The organism is Shinella sp. M31 (assembly GCF_049199205.1).
Taxonomy (GTDB): domain Bacteria; phylum Pseudomonadota; class Alphaproteobacteria; order Rhizobiales; family Rhizobiaceae; genus Shinella.
Map to the genome: position 1 here is coordinate 21471 of NZ_JBLZPH010000154.1, position 14127 is coordinate 35597.

General features: G+C 63.9%; 12 protein-coding genes. 5 read left to right on the plus strand and 7 right to left on the minus strand.

Translation table 11 applies throughout. From position 1 onward, the window contains the following. Window positions 1-3: 3 nt before the first annotated feature. The 7 genes from ACOZKU_RS25240 to ACOZKU_RS25270 form a co-directional block, all read right to left on the minus strand. On the minus strand, window positions 4-936 hold the full coding sequence (locus ACOZKU_RS25240; protein ID WP_314091271.1) for an ABC transporter permease: 933 nt from the start codon (window positions 934-936) through the stop codon (window positions 4-6). A 77-nt stretch (window positions 937-1013) separates the two neighbouring features. Continuing rightward, window positions 1014-2108 carry an ABC transporter permease gene (locus ACOZKU_RS25245; protein ID WP_421581216.1) on the minus strand — a complete coding sequence of 365 codons (1095 nt, stop codon included), beginning with the start codon at window positions 2106-2108 and terminating at the stop codon, window positions 1014-1016. A gap of 77 nt (window positions 2109-2185) precedes the next feature. Further along, a complete protein-coding gene (locus ACOZKU_RS25250) occupies window positions 2186-3166 on the minus strand; it encodes a BMP family protein (RefSeq protein WP_421581217.1) in 981 nt (326 codons plus the stop codon). Window positions 3167-3217: 51 nt separating this feature from the next. Further along, window positions 3218-4213 carry a BMP family protein gene (locus ACOZKU_RS25255; protein ID WP_421581218.1) on the minus strand — a complete coding sequence of 332 codons (996 nt, stop codon included), beginning with the start codon at window positions 4211-4213 and terminating at the stop codon, window positions 3218-3220. A gap of 50 nt (window positions 4214-4263) precedes the next feature. After that, entirely contained in the window at window positions 4264-5559 is a 1296-nt protein-coding gene (locus ACOZKU_RS25260) for an amidohydrolase family protein (RefSeq protein ID WP_421581219.1), read from the minus strand. Window positions 5560-5779: 220 nt separating this feature from the next. Beyond that, window positions 5780-6580, minus strand: coding sequence for an aldolase (locus ACOZKU_RS25265; RefSeq protein WP_421581220.1), 801 nt, complete (start codon window positions 6578-6580; stop codon window positions 5780-5782). A 155-nt stretch (window positions 6581-6735) separates the two neighbouring features. Then, window positions 6736-7632 carry a LysR family transcriptional regulator gene (locus ACOZKU_RS25270; RefSeq protein ID WP_117370111.1) on the minus strand — a complete coding sequence of 299 codons (897 nt, stop codon included), beginning with the start codon at window positions 7630-7632 and terminating at the stop codon, window positions 6736-6738. Between the two features lie 161 nt (window positions 7633-7793). Here ACOZKU_RS25270 and ACOZKU_RS25275 point away from each other — a divergent pair, with 161 nt between their 5' ends. From ACOZKU_RS25275 to ACOZKU_RS25295, 5 genes are all read left to right on the plus strand, one after another. Next, the gene (locus ACOZKU_RS25275; protein WP_421581221.1) at window positions 7794-9188 is read left to right on the plus strand and encodes a nucleobase:cation symporter-2 family protein; all 1395 of its coding nucleotides are present in this window, start codon (window positions 7794-7796) and stop codon (window positions 9186-9188) included. A gap of 88 nt (window positions 9189-9276) precedes the next feature. Continuing rightward, window positions 9277-10140, plus strand: a complete 864-nt coding sequence (locus tag ACOZKU_RS25280; RefSeq protein WP_314091318.1) for a xanthine dehydrogenase family protein subunit M — start codon at window positions 9277-9279, stop codon at window positions 10138-10140. After that, the gene (locus ACOZKU_RS25285) at window positions 10137-10619 is read left to right on the plus strand and encodes a (2Fe-2S)-binding protein (protein WP_117370105.1); all 483 of its coding nucleotides are present in this window, start codon (window positions 10137-10139) and stop codon (window positions 10617-10619) included. Before ACOZKU_RS25280 ends, ACOZKU_RS25285 begins: the two co-directional genes overlap by 4 nt. Beyond that, window positions 10616-12922: a xanthine dehydrogenase family protein molybdopterin-binding subunit gene (locus tag ACOZKU_RS25290; protein ID WP_421581222.1), complete on the plus strand. Its 2307-nt coding sequence runs from the start codon at window positions 10616-10618 to the stop codon at window positions 12920-12922. The genes ACOZKU_RS25285 and ACOZKU_RS25290 overlap by 4 nt, the downstream gene beginning before the upstream one ends. Then, window positions 12919-14076, plus strand: coding sequence for a CobW family GTP-binding protein (locus ACOZKU_RS25295; protein WP_421581223.1), 1158 nt, complete (start codon window positions 12919-12921; stop codon window positions 14074-14076). Before ACOZKU_RS25290 ends, ACOZKU_RS25295 begins: the two co-directional genes overlap by 4 nt. Window positions 14077-14127 lie beyond the last annotated feature (51 nt).

Genomic DNA, 14127 nt, shown 5'->3' on the forward strand with positions numbered 1-14127 from the left:
CCGTTACCTCATCTCGTAGGGCTGGCCGAGCTTGCTGGGAGCGGCCCCCTTGCCGCGGACCACGACGAGCGTGACGATCGTCATGATGTAGGGAAGCGCCTGCAGCACTTGGTAGGGCACGACGATGGACGCCTGCGCCTGAAGCATCAGCTGAAGCGCATAGAACAGGCCGAAGAGCAGCGAGACGAAGAAGGCCCCGGTCGGCGACCAGCGGGCGAAGACCACGACGGCGAGCGCGATGAAGCCGCGGCCCGAGGTGATGCCCTCGACGAACTGGTTGGAATGGCCGAGTGTCAGGAACGCGCCGCCGAGGCCGGCAAGGCCGGTGCCGACAAGGACGGCGGCATAGCGATAACCCGCGACATTGCGGCCGGCGACGTCGACGGCCTTCGGATGTTCGCCGACAGCCCGCAGCGTCAGGCCGAAGGAAGTGCGGAACAGCACGAGGCTCGCCAGGATCGCGACGAGGATGGTCGAGTAGACGATGAGGTTCTGCCGGAAGAACGCTTCGCCGAGGAAGGGAATATCGCTGAGAAAGGGGATATGCACCGGCTGGGCGATCTCGATGCCCTTGCCGGTCGAGACGTAATAGGTGCGGAACAGGAAGGCGGTGAGGCCCATGCCGAGCAGGTTGAGCGCCGCGCCCACCACGATCTGGTCCGCCTTGATGGTGATCGTGAAGAAGGCGAAGATCAGCCCGAACAGCATGCCGCCGGCGATGCCGGCCAGCAGGCCGAGAAGAATGCTGCCGCTCGCGAAGGCCGCCGCAAAGCCGCAGAAGGCGCCGACCAGCATGGTGCCTTCCAGGCCGATATTGAGCACGCCGGCCCGCTCGGAAAACACCTCGCCGATCGAGGCGAAGATCAGCGGCGTCGCAAGTCTCCAGGCGGCGCCGGCTAGCGTCGCGAGGAAGGTGAGAAACATCATGTCGTCCATGGGGAACCCCTTCGGGATTGTCGCCTAAGGTTTTGTTTTCCCGCGGGGCTCAAGCGCCCGCGGGAGTTTCCATTCTTTCAGGCCACGATCCTGAGGATGTCGCGCAGTTTGGCAAAGGCGACGACCGAGAGGATGACCATGCCCTGGATGACCAGCACGAGGACCTGCGGGACCTGCGAGGTGATCTGGAGCACTTCCGAGCCGGAGCGCAGCGTCGCGAAGAGCCCGCCCGAGACGATGGCCGCCAGGGGATTGTTGGCGGCCAGCAGCGCGACCGCGATGCCCTCGAAGCCGTAGCCGGGCGAGATGTTCTGATAGAGCCGGTGCGTGACGCCAGCCACTTCGAACGCCCCGGCAAGGCCGGCCATCGCGCCGGAAATGCACATGGCGATCATGACGTTGCGGGCGACCTGCATACCGGCATAACGGGCGGCATGCGGATTGAGGCCGACGACGCGCAGCGCAAAGCCGCGGCTGCTCCTTTGCAGGAAGATGTAGAGCGCGACAGCCAGCACGATGGCGACGAGGATGCCGATATGCAGGCGCATGTCGGAGACGATGCGCGGCGTCCAGGCTTCCCGGATCAGGCGGGCGGACTGTGGATAGGCCGCACTCGCGTCGCGCATCGGACCGGTGACGAGATAGCTCGTCAGGATCAGCGCGATATAGTTTAGCATGATCGTGGTGACGATCTCGCTCGCCTGGAAGCGCACCTTGAGATAGCCGGCAATGCCGGCCCAGGCCGCACCCGCCAGCGCGCCGGCCAGCATGACGAGGGGCGCATGCACCCAGACGGAGAGCCCGTCGAAGCTGGTCCCGACCAGGGTCGCAGCAATCGCGCCGGCATAGAGCTGGCCCTCGGCGCCGATGTTCCAGATCGAACAGCGGAAAGCGACGCAGAGGCCGGCGCCGATGAGGATCAGCGGCGTCGCCTTGAGCAGGATCTCGCCCACCGAGCGCATGTCCTGGAACGAGCCGAAGATCATGACGGTGACGACGTCGCTGCCATTGAAGCCGTTGAGCCACAACAGAAGGGCGCCGAAGGCAAGGGCGACGAGGACTGCCGCGATCGGAGTCACGGCGCTGATCGCGATCTGCGAGAGCGTCCGGTAGAGGGTCTGGGCTGCTTGAGGATACACGGTCTCGCGCACTCCCTGGTTTACCTGTGCCATAGGATCGGTCCGGATGTTTGTGTGGCATTCGCCGGAGGAGGTTGCGGCCGAAGGATCGGCCGCAGCGCAACGCCGCTTTATTGGCCGTCCGTCTTGATTTCGCCGGCTGCGATCTTGTCGCTGATCGCCTTCACTTCCGCGCGGATCTCCGCCGGAACGGAGACCGGGCCGTCATCGCGGAAGGTGAAGGAGATGACCTTCGGGTCCTTCAGGCCGAAGACGACGTTTTCCGTCGGCGGGGTGCCGTCCTTGATCGATTTCACGACTTCCACCACGCCCTGCGCATAATCGGCGACATAGAGGCCGAGAATGTTGTCGGGCGCGACCGGCGTGAAATCGCTGAAGATCGAGAAGGAGCGCACGTCCTTGCCGGATTCGGCGATTGCCTGGTAACCGCCGACGGTGGCGCCCGAGGCGTTCGGCACGACGAAATCGGCTCCCTGCGAGATCATGCTCAGCGCCGCTTCCTTGGCGGCGGTCGTATCGGTGAAGTTGCCGATATAGGCCTCGCTGATCGGGAAATCCGGGTTGACGCTCTTGGCGCCGTTCTTGAAGCCGGCGAAGGCCTGCTGGATCGGCGGGATTTCCATGCCGCCGACGAGGCCGGCCTTCTTGCCCATCTTCGCGGCGATCACGCCCATCAGGTAGAAGGGCTGGCTGGTATCGGTGTTGAGGCCGATGACATTGCCTTCATGGATGCTGCTCGACGAGATGAGGAAGTAGGTGTCGGGATAGTCGAGCGCGACTTCGAGCGCCGCGTCCTGGAATTCGAAGCCATGGCCGAGAATGACCTTGTAGCCCTGGCTGGCATAGTCGCGGAACGCCTTTTCGAACGAGGCCGGGTTCTGCTGCAGCTCGACATAGCTGATCTTGGCGCCGAGCTGGCTTTCCACGCCCTTCAGCGCATTGAAGCCGATGCGGTTCCAGCCCTCCTCCGAGACGCTGCCGGGCACGAGAAGGCCCATCTTGAAATCGTCCGCCTGTGCGAATGCCGGAATGGACACGGCGATCGACAAGGCGGCTACGCCTTCCAGGAACAGTCTTCTTGAAAATTTCATTGCATTTCCTCCCATTGGTTGATTTTCCGGGATCCGCGCCGGATCTTCACGTCACTTCGCGCGGGTCTGGATGTCGCCTGCGACGATCTTTGCGCTCACGTCGTCGACGAATGTGCGCAGGTCCGCGGGCACCGGTCGGGTGGCCGCGTCGTTGTAGGTGAACTTGATGACGTCGGTGTCCTTCAGGCCGAAGTCGACATTACTGTCCGGCACCTTGCCGTCCTTGATGCCGGCGACGATGCGCACGATGCCCTGGCCGTAATCCGCCAGGAACATGCCGAGCACGTTCTGGGGGGCAGCGTGGGTATAGTCGCTGTAGACGCTGAACGTGCTGGCTTTGCCACCCGATCCTTCCCGCGCGGCCTGGATGACGCCCATGCCGGCCGAATTGGCGTTGGGAATGACGAAATCGGCGCCCTGCGAGATCACGCTGAAGGCCGCTTCCTTGGCGGCGCTCGCATCGGTGAAGCTGCCGAGATAGACGGTCGAGACCGGAAAATCCGGGTTGACGCTCTTGGCGCCGTTCACAAAGCCTTCGAAGGCCTGTGTGATCGGCGGGATCTCCATGCCGCCGATGAGGCCGGCTCCCTTACCCAGCTTCGCGGCGATCACGCCCATGAGATAGAAGGGCTGGCTGGCATCGGTGTTGAGACCGATGACCTTGCCCTCATGAATACGGCTTGAGGAGATGAGGAAGACCGTATCGGGAAAGTCCTCCGCCGCCGTCAGCGCCGCGTCCTGGAATTGGAAGCCGTGGCCAAGCACGACCTGATAGCCCTGGCCGGCATAGTCGCGGAACGCCTTCTCGAAGGCGGCCGGGTTCTCCGGCAGCTCGACATAGCTGATCTTGGCGCCGAGTTCCTTTTCGACCCGTTTCAGCGCGTCGAAGGCGATTCGGTTCCAGCCTTCCTCCCCGACGCTGCCGGGGATGAGAAGGCCCATCTTGAAGTCGTCGGCACGGGCAGGCGTCTGCCAGGTCGAGCCGAAAAGCGTAAGTGCGATAGTGGATGCGAGCAGCGAACGACGTGAAAATGCAGTCTTGTTCATTTCATTCCCCCCTTAGATTGACGTTCAATCCCCCCGGAATTGCCGCTCGGTTATGCGTCCTCCTTGATACGGACGCTTTCGGTCGCGCTCTGCGAGACGAGACGGCCCTTCGAGAAGACGAAGGCGCGGTCCGGTCCGCCGGCAACCAGCGTGTCCGTGTCGATGCAATCGGTGACGACGAAATCGGCGCGTGCGCCGACCTTCAGACCGTGTTCCTTGCCAAGCCCCATCAGGCGGGCAGGGTCCGTCGTGATCATGCGGTGGGCGGCGGCCAGCTCGTCGCCGCGCAGATGGCCGGCGAGCAGCGTCCAGCGCGCGATTTCCAGCATGTCGCCGGAGCCGGTCGGCACGAACGGGTCCTGGATGTTGTCGGAGGCCGTCGCGATGGTGACGCCGGCGCGGTAGAGCTCGGCGACGCGCGTCAGGCCGCGCGGCGGCAGCATCTCGGCGTCGCGGCCCTGCAAATAGAGGTTGGCCGCCGGCAGCGTCACGACGCCGACATCGAGTGCGAGCAGGCGTTCGGCGATGCGCTGGAAGTCCGAGCGGGGGAGCGCGCTCAGCACGGAGACATGGCTGAACACGGTGCGACCCTGCATGCCGAAACGCTCGACCCGTTCGAGGGCCGCATCGAGCAGATGCACGTCGGCCTTGAGGTGCTCGTCGAGATGCAGGTCGACCGGCTTGCCGGCCTTCACGGCGGCGGAAAAGATGAGGTCGAGATACCGTGGCGGGTCTTCGGAGACCGCGGGCGTGCCACCGACGGCATCGGCCAGCGCTACCGCGCCGTCGATGTTCTTGCCGAGCCAGTCGAAATCCTGGCCCGGATGCGGCGTCATGAAGGCGACGAGCTGGAGGGTGATGCGGTCCTTTTCGGCATCGCGGATGCCGGCCAGGGTTTCGATGCCGTGGAAGCCGGCATCCTTGTCGACGTTGATATGGCTGCGGATGCCCGTGGTGCCGCGGGAGAGGCAGCGCTCGACGGTGCGCGTGGCACGCTTGTAAATGTCGTCGGGGCCGGCGGTGCGGGCATATTTGGCGAAGGCGTCGCGGGCGCCCTGCAGCGTGCCGGACGGATTGGGCGTGAAGCGCAGAACGCCGGTCTTGTCGAGATGCTGGTGGGCATCGAGGAAGCCGGCGGTCACCAGCATGCCCGTGATATCGACGCGGGCGCCGCAGGCCGAGGTATCGAGATAGGGTTCGACGGCGATGATGCGCCCATCGGCGCCCACAAGGATGTCGCTGACCGTTTGCGAGCCGTCGTCAAGAATGACGGTTCCGCCCGTAAGCGCAAAGGACTGACCGGCGGCCAGATTTGCGAGCGACGCTGTTGCAGTGTCTCGTACCATTCGTTCCCACCTTCTCGTTATGGCGGAAAACTAAGCATGGGCGATTAGTTCAAACAAATTCATTATTTCAATTGTTTGATAAAATATCAGCAATAATCGCAGGTGCTAAGTTCTCTCGCATTTGCAATATCTTTCGAAGAAGATTTCATAAAATCAATGCATTGAATGCACGAAGGGCAGCCGCCATTGCTCGATGCAATGGCGGCCATTCTTCAAAAATTCAGTGCCGATATTGTGGTTCTTCCGCATCCAATTGCCGGCGAATGGCCGCGAGATGGGCCTTGGCGGACTCTGGGTCGCCTTCGCGCATCTGCCGGTAGGCGGCTTCCGCAATGGCGGGATCGACCGGCGAGACCGTACGGCCGGTCGACATGGCGAGCACCTGCACCTCGGCGGCGCGCTCGAGATAGTAGAGGTCGTCCCAGGCCTCCGCGATGGTGGAGGCGAGCACTAGCACGCCATGGTGCTTCAGGAACACGATGTCGGCATCGCCGACCGTACCGGCAATGCGCGCGCCCTCGGCATAGTCGAGCGCCAGGCCGTTGTAATTCTCGTCGACGGCGGTGCGGCCGTAAAATTTGAGCGCGGTCTGACCGGCCCAGATCATCGGCGGCCCGTCCGTCATGGAGAGCGCCGTCGCATAGGGCATATGCGTGTGGAAAGCGACCTTGGCGCGCGGCAGGCGACGGTGGATTTCGGCATGGATGTAAAAGGCAGTGGCCTCCGGCGCGCCGTCGCCCTCGATGACGCTGCCGTTGAAATCGCAGATCAGCAGCTTGGAGGCGGTCAACTCCCGGAAGGCATAGCCGTAGGGGTTGACGAGGAAGAGATCGTCATGGCCGGGCACGACGGCGGAGAAATGGTTGCAGATGCCTTCCTCGAAGCCATTGCGGGCCGCCATGCGGAAACAGGCGGCGAGATCTTCCTTCGCCGTGCGGATGGCATCGGTGGAAAGGTCGGGGCGGTTCGGCCTTGTGGTCTCGCTGGAATTGACTGCGCGGTCGTTCAGGGAATGAGCCATGGATGCTCCTGGTCTGGCGTGGCTGGGAGCGGCGGCTGGCCGCAAGGCGCGTCATGCGCCGGCCTCCGCGCACAGCGTCGAGCCGCTGCGCCCTGCCTGCCCGCATCTGGCGCGGTCCAGCAGCGCCATCAGATAACGCCGGAATTTTGACCGGGTCAATGGACCGATTTCAGCAGGAAATCGCGAAAGCGCCGCGCGGCCGGCGATAGCGAGCGGCCGCGTTTCTGGATCAGGCTGACCTCGCGCTTGATATGCGGTTCCTTCGGCGTGCGCACGACGAGGCCCATCGAGGTGGCAAGCCGCGTGACGGCCGAGGTCATGATCGCGACGCCGAGGCCGCCCTCGACCATGCCGATGATCGTCAGTGGCAGCGCCACCTCCTGCATCGACTTGTCGAGCGGCAGGATGATGCCGTTGCGCGCCAGTTCGTTCTCCAACCGGTCGCGGATCGGGTTGCCGCGCTGCGGGCCGATCAGCTTGCAATCGGCAAGATCCGTCCAGCGCAGCTCGGAGCGTTTGACCAGTGGATCGTCGGCATGGAGCACGACGAGGAATTCATCGGTGGTGAGCCGTGTGCCGACGAGTTCGGGATCGTCTTCCGGCACCGTGCCGAGGCCGAGATCGACCGAACCGTTGGCGACCTGCTCCAGCACGGTCTTCTCCGCCACGTCATGCAGCGCGACGGCGATTTCCGGATAGAGCTTGGTGAAGCCGTGCACCAGCTGCGGCAGCATCAGCGCCGCCTGTACCGTGCCGGCCGCCATGGTGACCTTGCCGCGGCGCAGCGCCGTCAACTCCTGCGAACTTTCCACCATGCCCTCAATATCGGCGACGGCACGCGCCGCGATCGGCAGGATGTCCATGCCCGCCTGGGTGAGACGCAGGAGCCGCGTGTGCCGGTCGAACAGGCGCAGGTTCAGGTTTGTCTCCAGCTGGCGTACCAGCGTGCTGACCGCCGATTGCGAGGAGCCGAGCTTGTCGGCAGCAAGCGTGAACTGCCCGAGATTGGCTACGGTGACGAAGGCGCGAAGCTGTTTGAGCGTGATGTCCATGTCATCAATTCATTCAATTACCAGATGAATAAATATAATTATGCCGATTGTTTGCTGATTTGGTCAACAGCATGATCCACCTTGTACGGCGTGCGGTGACAAAACATGAGGCCACGATGCCCCCCACCGCGCCGGAACACTATTCGCTGGGAGGAAAGCGAATGTGCAATTCCGATACGACGGATCCCGTCGAGAAGAAGTACCCTGTCCCGAGCCTTTTTGCTCTCGGCCTGCAACACGTTCTCGTCATGTATGCCGGCGCGGTCGCGGTGCCGCTCATCGTCGGCACGGCGCTTCATCTGCCCAAGGAACAGATCGCGCTGCTCGTCAGCGCCGACCTGTTCGCCTGCGGCATCGTCACCATCATCCAGGCGCTCGGCATCTGGAAAATTGGCATTCGCCTGCCGATCATGATGGGCGTCTCCTTCACCGCCGTGCCCTCGATCATCGCGACCGGCACCAATCCGGACCTCGGCATGCCCGGCGTCATCGGCGCGGTTATCGGGTCCGGCATTTTCGTCCTTCTCGTCGCGCCGTTCTTCGGACGATGGGTCCGCTTTTTCCCGCCGATCGTCACGGGCACCGTCATGCTGATCATCGGCCTTTCCCTGATGCGCGTCGGTGTCAACTGGGCGGCGGGCGGCCAGCCGATGATCAAGGGGCCTGACGGCATGATCCCGAACCCGGCCTATGGCGCGCCCTTCGGGCTTGCCGTTGCGGCCATCGTGCTCCTGTCGATCCTGCTGCTCACCCGCGTTCTTAAGGGCTTTCTCTCCAATCTCGCGGTGCTGATGGGCATCGGCATCGGTTTTGCCATCGCGATTGCCGCCGGCAAGGTGGATTTCCATGGCGTGGCGGATGCCGACTGGCTGCGTGTCATCCACCCGCTCGCCTTCGGCTGGCCGGTCTTCGAATTCTGGTCCATCCTGTCGCTCTGTGCGGTCATGGTCGTCATGATGATCGAATCGACCGGGCAGTTCCTGGCGGTCGGCGACATGGCGGGCCGAAAGATCACCCAGCGTGATCTTACCCGCGGCCTGCGCACCGATGGCGTCGGCAACATCATCGGCGGCCTGCTCAACACCTTCACCTATACGACCTATGCGCAGAATGTCGGCCTGCTTCAGATCACCGGCGTGCTCAGCCGTTTCGTGGTCGCAGCCGGCGGCGCCATTCTGATCCTGCTTGGCGTGCTGCCGAAGGTGGCCTTCATCAGCGCGTCGATCCCGAGCTACGTCGTCGGCGGTGCCGCCATCGTGATGTTCGGCATGGTCTCGGCAACCGGCGTGAAAATCCTGTCGAAGGTCGATTTCGCCGCAAACCGCCGCAACCTCTACATCGTCGCGGTCAGCGTTGGCCTCGCCATGGTGCCGGTTGTCGCCGACAACATCTTCGACCAGCTGCCGGCAGCCGTCAGCAAGTTCCTGCACAGCGGCGTGCTGGTCGGCACCTTCGCGGCGGCACTCCTCAACATCCTCTTCAATGGCGTGCCTGCGAAAGAGCCTGAAGAGGCAGAGGAAGGGCAGGGCGTGCCTGCCGCCGCCGATCTCGCCTGAACGCAACACCTATTAGTCCGGCGGCGATGCGCCGCCGGAGCCAGAGCCTCCGGCCGAGCGTCGGACGCCAGAATTCAAGAGGAACGCCATGAGGCGCTTTGACTATCACCGGGCAGACACGCTGGAGCAGGCGTCCCGCCTTCTCACCGATCTCGGCGACGACACCTTTCTGTTCAACGGCGGAACGGACCTGCTGGTCGAGATCCGCGAGCGGCTGCGCCGCGTGCGCAACGTTGTCGATATCAAGGGCATTCCCGGCCTCTCCGATATCACCTATGACGAAACCCGCGGCCTGACTTTTGGCGCGCTGGTGACTGTCGGGCGGCTGGAGCGCCTTGCACTGGTACGCGAGCGCTATCCGAACCTGCGCGACGCTCTCGCCTCGCTCGGCTCGATCCAGGTGCGCAACCGCGCCACCGTCGTCGGCAATGTCTGTCGCGCCTCGCCGTCCGCCGATACGATCCCGCCGCTCATCGCGGACGGCGCCTTCATCCACATCTACAGCCCGACCAATATGCGCGTCGTGCCGCTCGCCGAATTCTTCACCGGCCCCGGCAAGACCGTGCTCGCCAAGGGCGAGATCGTCACCGGCATCACCGTGCCGCCGGCCGCCGACAATGCCGGCAAGGCGTATATCAAGCACGGCCGCCGCAAGGCGATGGAGCTTTCCACCGTCGGCGTTGCCGTCAGCTTGTCCATGGATGACGGCGTGTGCAGCGATATCCGCATCGCGCTCGGCGCGGTCGGCGCCACCGTCCTGCGCGCGCCGGCGGCGGAAGCCATGCTGCGCGGCACTCGCCTCGACGCCGCCACCGTCAAGAACGCCGCCGACAAGGCGATGGAAGAGTGCACGCCGATCAGCAACGTGCGCGCCAGCGCCGATTACCGCCGCGACATGGTCGGCGTGCTGACCGGCCGCGCGATCAAACAGGCATTGGAGGCCTCCGCATGAAACGGATCGTCGAACTCACCATCAATGGCGAACCGCGCGACATGACAGTCGAGACCTGCTGCTCGCTGCTCGACGCGCTGCGCGACGATGTCGGCCTCACCGGCACCAAAAAGGGCTGCGACGTCGGCGACTGCGGCGCCTGCACGGTCATCGTCGATGGCCAGCCGGTCAACGCCTGCCTCATGCTCGCCGTGGAAGCCGAAGGCTGCACGGTCGAGACCGTCGAGGGGCTTCAGCCGGGCGTCGATACGCTGCATCCGTTGCAAGATGCCTTCATGCGGCACGGCGCTTCGCAATGCGGCTTCTGCACGCCGGGCATCCTGATGATGGCCAAGAAGCTGCTCGACGATAATCCGCGCCCGACGGACGAGGACATCCGCTTCGGCCTGAGCGGCAATATCTGCCGCTGCACCGGTTACACCAAGATTTTCGACGCGATCAAATCCGCCGCGCTCGAGATGGAGGCTGCAAGATCATGAACATCAACACCCCTATCGAAGAGCGTGAATTCAAGATCGTAGGCAAGAGCGTTCGCCGCGACGACGTGCTGGAAAAGGTGACGGGCGAGGCCGAATACACCGGCGACGTTAAGCTGGCCGGCATGCTGCACGGCAAGATCAAGCGCGCCGCCATCGCGCATGCCCGCATCAAGAGCATCGATGTCAGCAAGGCGCTCGCCTATCCCGGCGTCAAGGCCGTGCTGACCCATGAGAACGTGCCGCGCGTGCTGCACTACGGCTCGCCGCACCCGCGCTCGGCCTCCTGCACCAAGGACCAGTATATCCTCGACAACAAGGTGCGCTTCTGGGGCGAGGGCGTCGCCGCCGTCGCTGCTATCTCGGAAGAGATCGCCGATGAGGCGCTCGACCTGATCGAGGTCGAATACGAGCCCTTGCCCGCCGTCATCGAGCCGGAAGACGCGGCCCTGCCGGGCGCGCCGCTCATCCACGATGTCGGCCCCGGCGGCAACCTCGTGCTCGATCCGGTGCGCGTCAATCGCGGCGATATCGAAGCTGGCTTTGCCCAGGCAGATTTCGTGCTTGAAGGCACCTTCTCCGGCGGGCGGCCGCATCCGGCCTATATGGAGCCGAATGTCTGCATCGCCGATTGGGACGGCTCCAACAAGCTGACCTTCTGGACCTCGACGCAGTCCTCCTTCATGGTGCGCGGCATCCTCGCCGAAGTGCTCGGCCTGCCGCTCACCAAGGTGCGCGTGCTGGTCGATCACATGGGCGGCGGCTTCGGCGCCAAGCAGGATTGCTTCCAGCACGAATTTTTGTGCGCGCTGCTGGCGAAAGAAACGCGCCGGCCGGTGAAGATGGAGTTCACCCGCCACGAGACCTTCGTCGCCGGCCGCGCCCGCCATCCCTGCAAGGTCTGGCTGAAACAGGGCTTCAAGAATGACGGCACGCTCGTCGCCCGAGACATGAAGCTCGTCTACGACTCCGGCGCTTACGGTTCGCACGGCCCGGGCGTTACCATCGTCGGCACGACCGCCGCGACCTCGCTCTATCGCTGCGAGAACATCCGGCTGGAAGGCCGTTGCGTCTACACCAACACGCCGATCAACGGCGCCTTCCGTGGCTACGGCGTGGTGCAGAGCTATTACGCGCTCGATATCCAGATGGACGAGGCGGCCGAACGGCTCGGCATGGACCCGGCGGAGCTGAAGCTGAAGAACGTAGTGCGGGCGGGCGATATCGCGCCCTCCGGGCACCCGATCCTCGGCCATGGCCTGGAAATTTGCCTCCAGCACGGCATGGACGTGCTCGACTGGAAGAGCTTGCGCAACCGCGACCGCACGCCGGACCCGAAGCGGCCCCATATCCGCAAGGGCTGGGGCATCGGCTGCGAAATGCACGGCTCCTCGGCCTATCCCGGCATCAAGGAGCAGGGTAACGCCACGGTGAAGGTCAACGAGGACGGGACGGTGACGCTGCTGACGGGCGCCGCCGGCCTCGGCACCGGCGCGCATACCGCGCTGGCGCAGATCGTCGCCGAAGAACTCGGCGTGCGCTTCGAGGATGTCGGCGTCATCCACGGCGATACGGACGTCGTGCCGTGGGATATTGGCGCTTTCGCCAGCCACACGACCTATCTCGTCGGCACCGCCGCCAAGATGGCGGCCACCAAGGTGCGCGCGTCCGTTCTCGAACGCGCTGCGATGAAGCTTCAGGTCAAGGCCGACGAACTCGATCTTTCTGAGGGGAAAATCTTCGTCAAGGCCGAGCCGGGCCGCTTCATGTCGGTCGCCGAAGCCATGGGGCCGTCCCGTGGCATCCCCGCCGCCAATATCGTGGCGAACGGCACCTACGAGCCGACGAAGTCCTATTCCTTCGCCGCCCACTTTACCGAAGTGGATGTCGACACGGAGACCGGCATCGTCGAGGTCAAGCGCGTCGTGCCAGTGCACGATATCGGCCGGGTCATCCACCCGATCGCCGCGCAGGGCCAGATCGAGGGCGGCATCCAGCAGGGCATCGGCCACACGCTGACCGAAGACTATATCATCGACAAGAAGACCGGCCGGTCGCTCAATGCCGGCCTCGTCGACTACAAGATGCCGCTGTCCATGGACATGCCCGACATCGAGACGATCATCCTCGAAGCCGCACCCGATCCGGGCGGTCCCTGGGGCGCCAAGGGCGTCGGCGAAGACCCGATCATCGCCATCGGCCCATCGATCGCCAACGCCATCCACGACGCCATCGGCGTCCGCTTCCACCACTATCCGATCACCCCGGAAGACATTCTGAAAGCCTTGAGGGAGAAGGGCGCATGAACATGCATATCGAACCAGCCAGCAAGAAACTCCCGATCACGATCCTCACCGGCTTCCTCGGATCGGGAAAGACGACGCTGCTCAACTACATCCTCACCGAACGCCACGGCCATCGCATCGCGGTGATCGAAAACGAGTTCGGTGAAGTGGACGTCGACAGCGATCTCGTGCTCGCCTCCGACGAGGAAATCTTCCAGATGCAGAACGGCTGCATCTGCTGCTTCGTCGACGTGCGCAACGACCTCATCGACGTGATGAAGAAGCTGCTCAGCCACAAGGACAAGTTTGACCACATCATCGTCGAGACTTCGGGCCTTGCCGATCCGACCCCCGTTGCCACCGCCTTCTTCGTCGATCGCAGCGTCGCCGACGAGGTGGAGCTCGATGCCATCGTGACGCTGGTGGACGCCATGCATATCGACCAGCACCTTTACGACCCGGTGCTCGACGGCAGCGACAACCAGGCGGTCAACCAGATCGTCGCGGCCGACCGCATCCTCGTCAACAAGGTCGATCTTGCTTCTGAAGAGGGGCTTGGCGAGCTGGAGGGTTCGCTGCGCAAGCTCAACCAGACGGCGCCGATCCTGCGTTCGACCTATGGCCAGGTGGACCTGTCCAACATCCTCGGCGTCAAAGGCTTTCGCCCATCCTACGTGCGCGAGCGGGCGGAAATCCTCGATATCGACATGGACGACGACGGCGATGCGCACGGCCATCACAGCCACGATTGCCATGACGCGGCCTGCGCCCATGCGGACCACGATCATCGCATCGAATGCCACGATGCGGCCTGCGATGATCCGGACCATCACCATGATCATGCACCGGTAACGGCGCTACGCCCGCACCGCCACGATGCGACGGTGAAGTCGCACTCCTTCGTCTACCCGCAGTCCTTCGACGGCGAGAAGCTCGCGGGCTTCCTGAAGAATTACCTCGGCGAGCACGGCGACGACATCTTCCGGACCAAGGGCATCGTCTCGGTGGCGAACGACGACCGGTTCTTCGTGCTCCAGGCGGTGCACAAGCTGGTCGATTTCCGCCCGGATCACGCTTGGGGCGAGGATACGCCGAAGTCGAAATTCGTCTTCATCGGCCGCAATCTCGACCGTGACGGCATCGACAGAAACTTGCGCGCCTGCTTGGCGGCCTAGCGGCGCTTCTCCTGCCGCTGCCTGCCTGCTCAAGACCTTCTGTCTGAACCG

Bases quoted from the DNA above. Each gene is read 5' to 3' on its own strand.
- ACOZKU_RS25290 (WP_421581222.1), top strand. From the start codon at position 10,616: ATGAACATCAACACCCCTATCGAAGAGCGTGAATTCAAGATCGTAGGC.
- ACOZKU_RS25280 (WP_314091318.1), top strand. From the start codon at position 9,277: ATGAGGCGCTTTGACTATCACCGGGCAGACACGCTGGAGCAGGCGTCC.
- ACOZKU_RS25295 (WP_421581223.1), top strand. From the start codon at position 12,919: ATGAACATGCATATCGAACCAGCCAGCAAGAAACTCCCGATCACGATC.
- ACOZKU_RS25245 (WP_421581216.1), bottom strand. From the start codon at position 2,108: ATGGCACAGGTAAACCAGGGAGTGCGCGAGACCGTGTATCCTCAAGCA.
- ACOZKU_RS25285 (WP_117370105.1), top strand. From the start codon at position 10,137: ATGAAACGGATCGTCGAACTCACCATCAATGGCGAACCGCGCGACATG.
- ACOZKU_RS25260 (WP_421581219.1), bottom strand. From the start codon at position 5,559: ATGGTACGAGACACTGCAACAGCGTCGCTCGCAAATCTGGCCGCCGGT.
- ACOZKU_RS25255 (WP_421581218.1), bottom strand. From the start codon at position 4,213: ATGAACAAGACTGCATTTTCACGTCGTTCGCTGCTCGCATCCACTATC.
- ACOZKU_RS25265 (WP_421581220.1), bottom strand. From the start codon at position 6,580: ATGGCTCATTCCCTGAACGACCGCGCAGTCAATTCCAGCGAGACCACA.
- ACOZKU_RS25250 (WP_421581217.1), bottom strand. From the start codon at position 3,166: ATGAAATTTTCAAGAAGACTGTTCCTGGAAGGCGTAGCCGCCTTGTCG.
- ACOZKU_RS25240 (WP_314091271.1), bottom strand. From the start codon at position 936: ATGGACGACATGATGTTTCTCACCTTCCTCGCGACGCTAGCCGGCGCC.
- ACOZKU_RS25270 (WP_117370111.1), bottom strand. From the start codon at position 7,632: ATGGACATCACGCTCAAACAGCTTCGCGCCTTCGTCACCGTAGCCAAT.
- ACOZKU_RS25275 (WP_421581221.1), top strand. From the start codon at position 7,794: ATGTGCAATTCCGATACGACGGATCCCGTCGAGAAGAAGTACCCTGTC.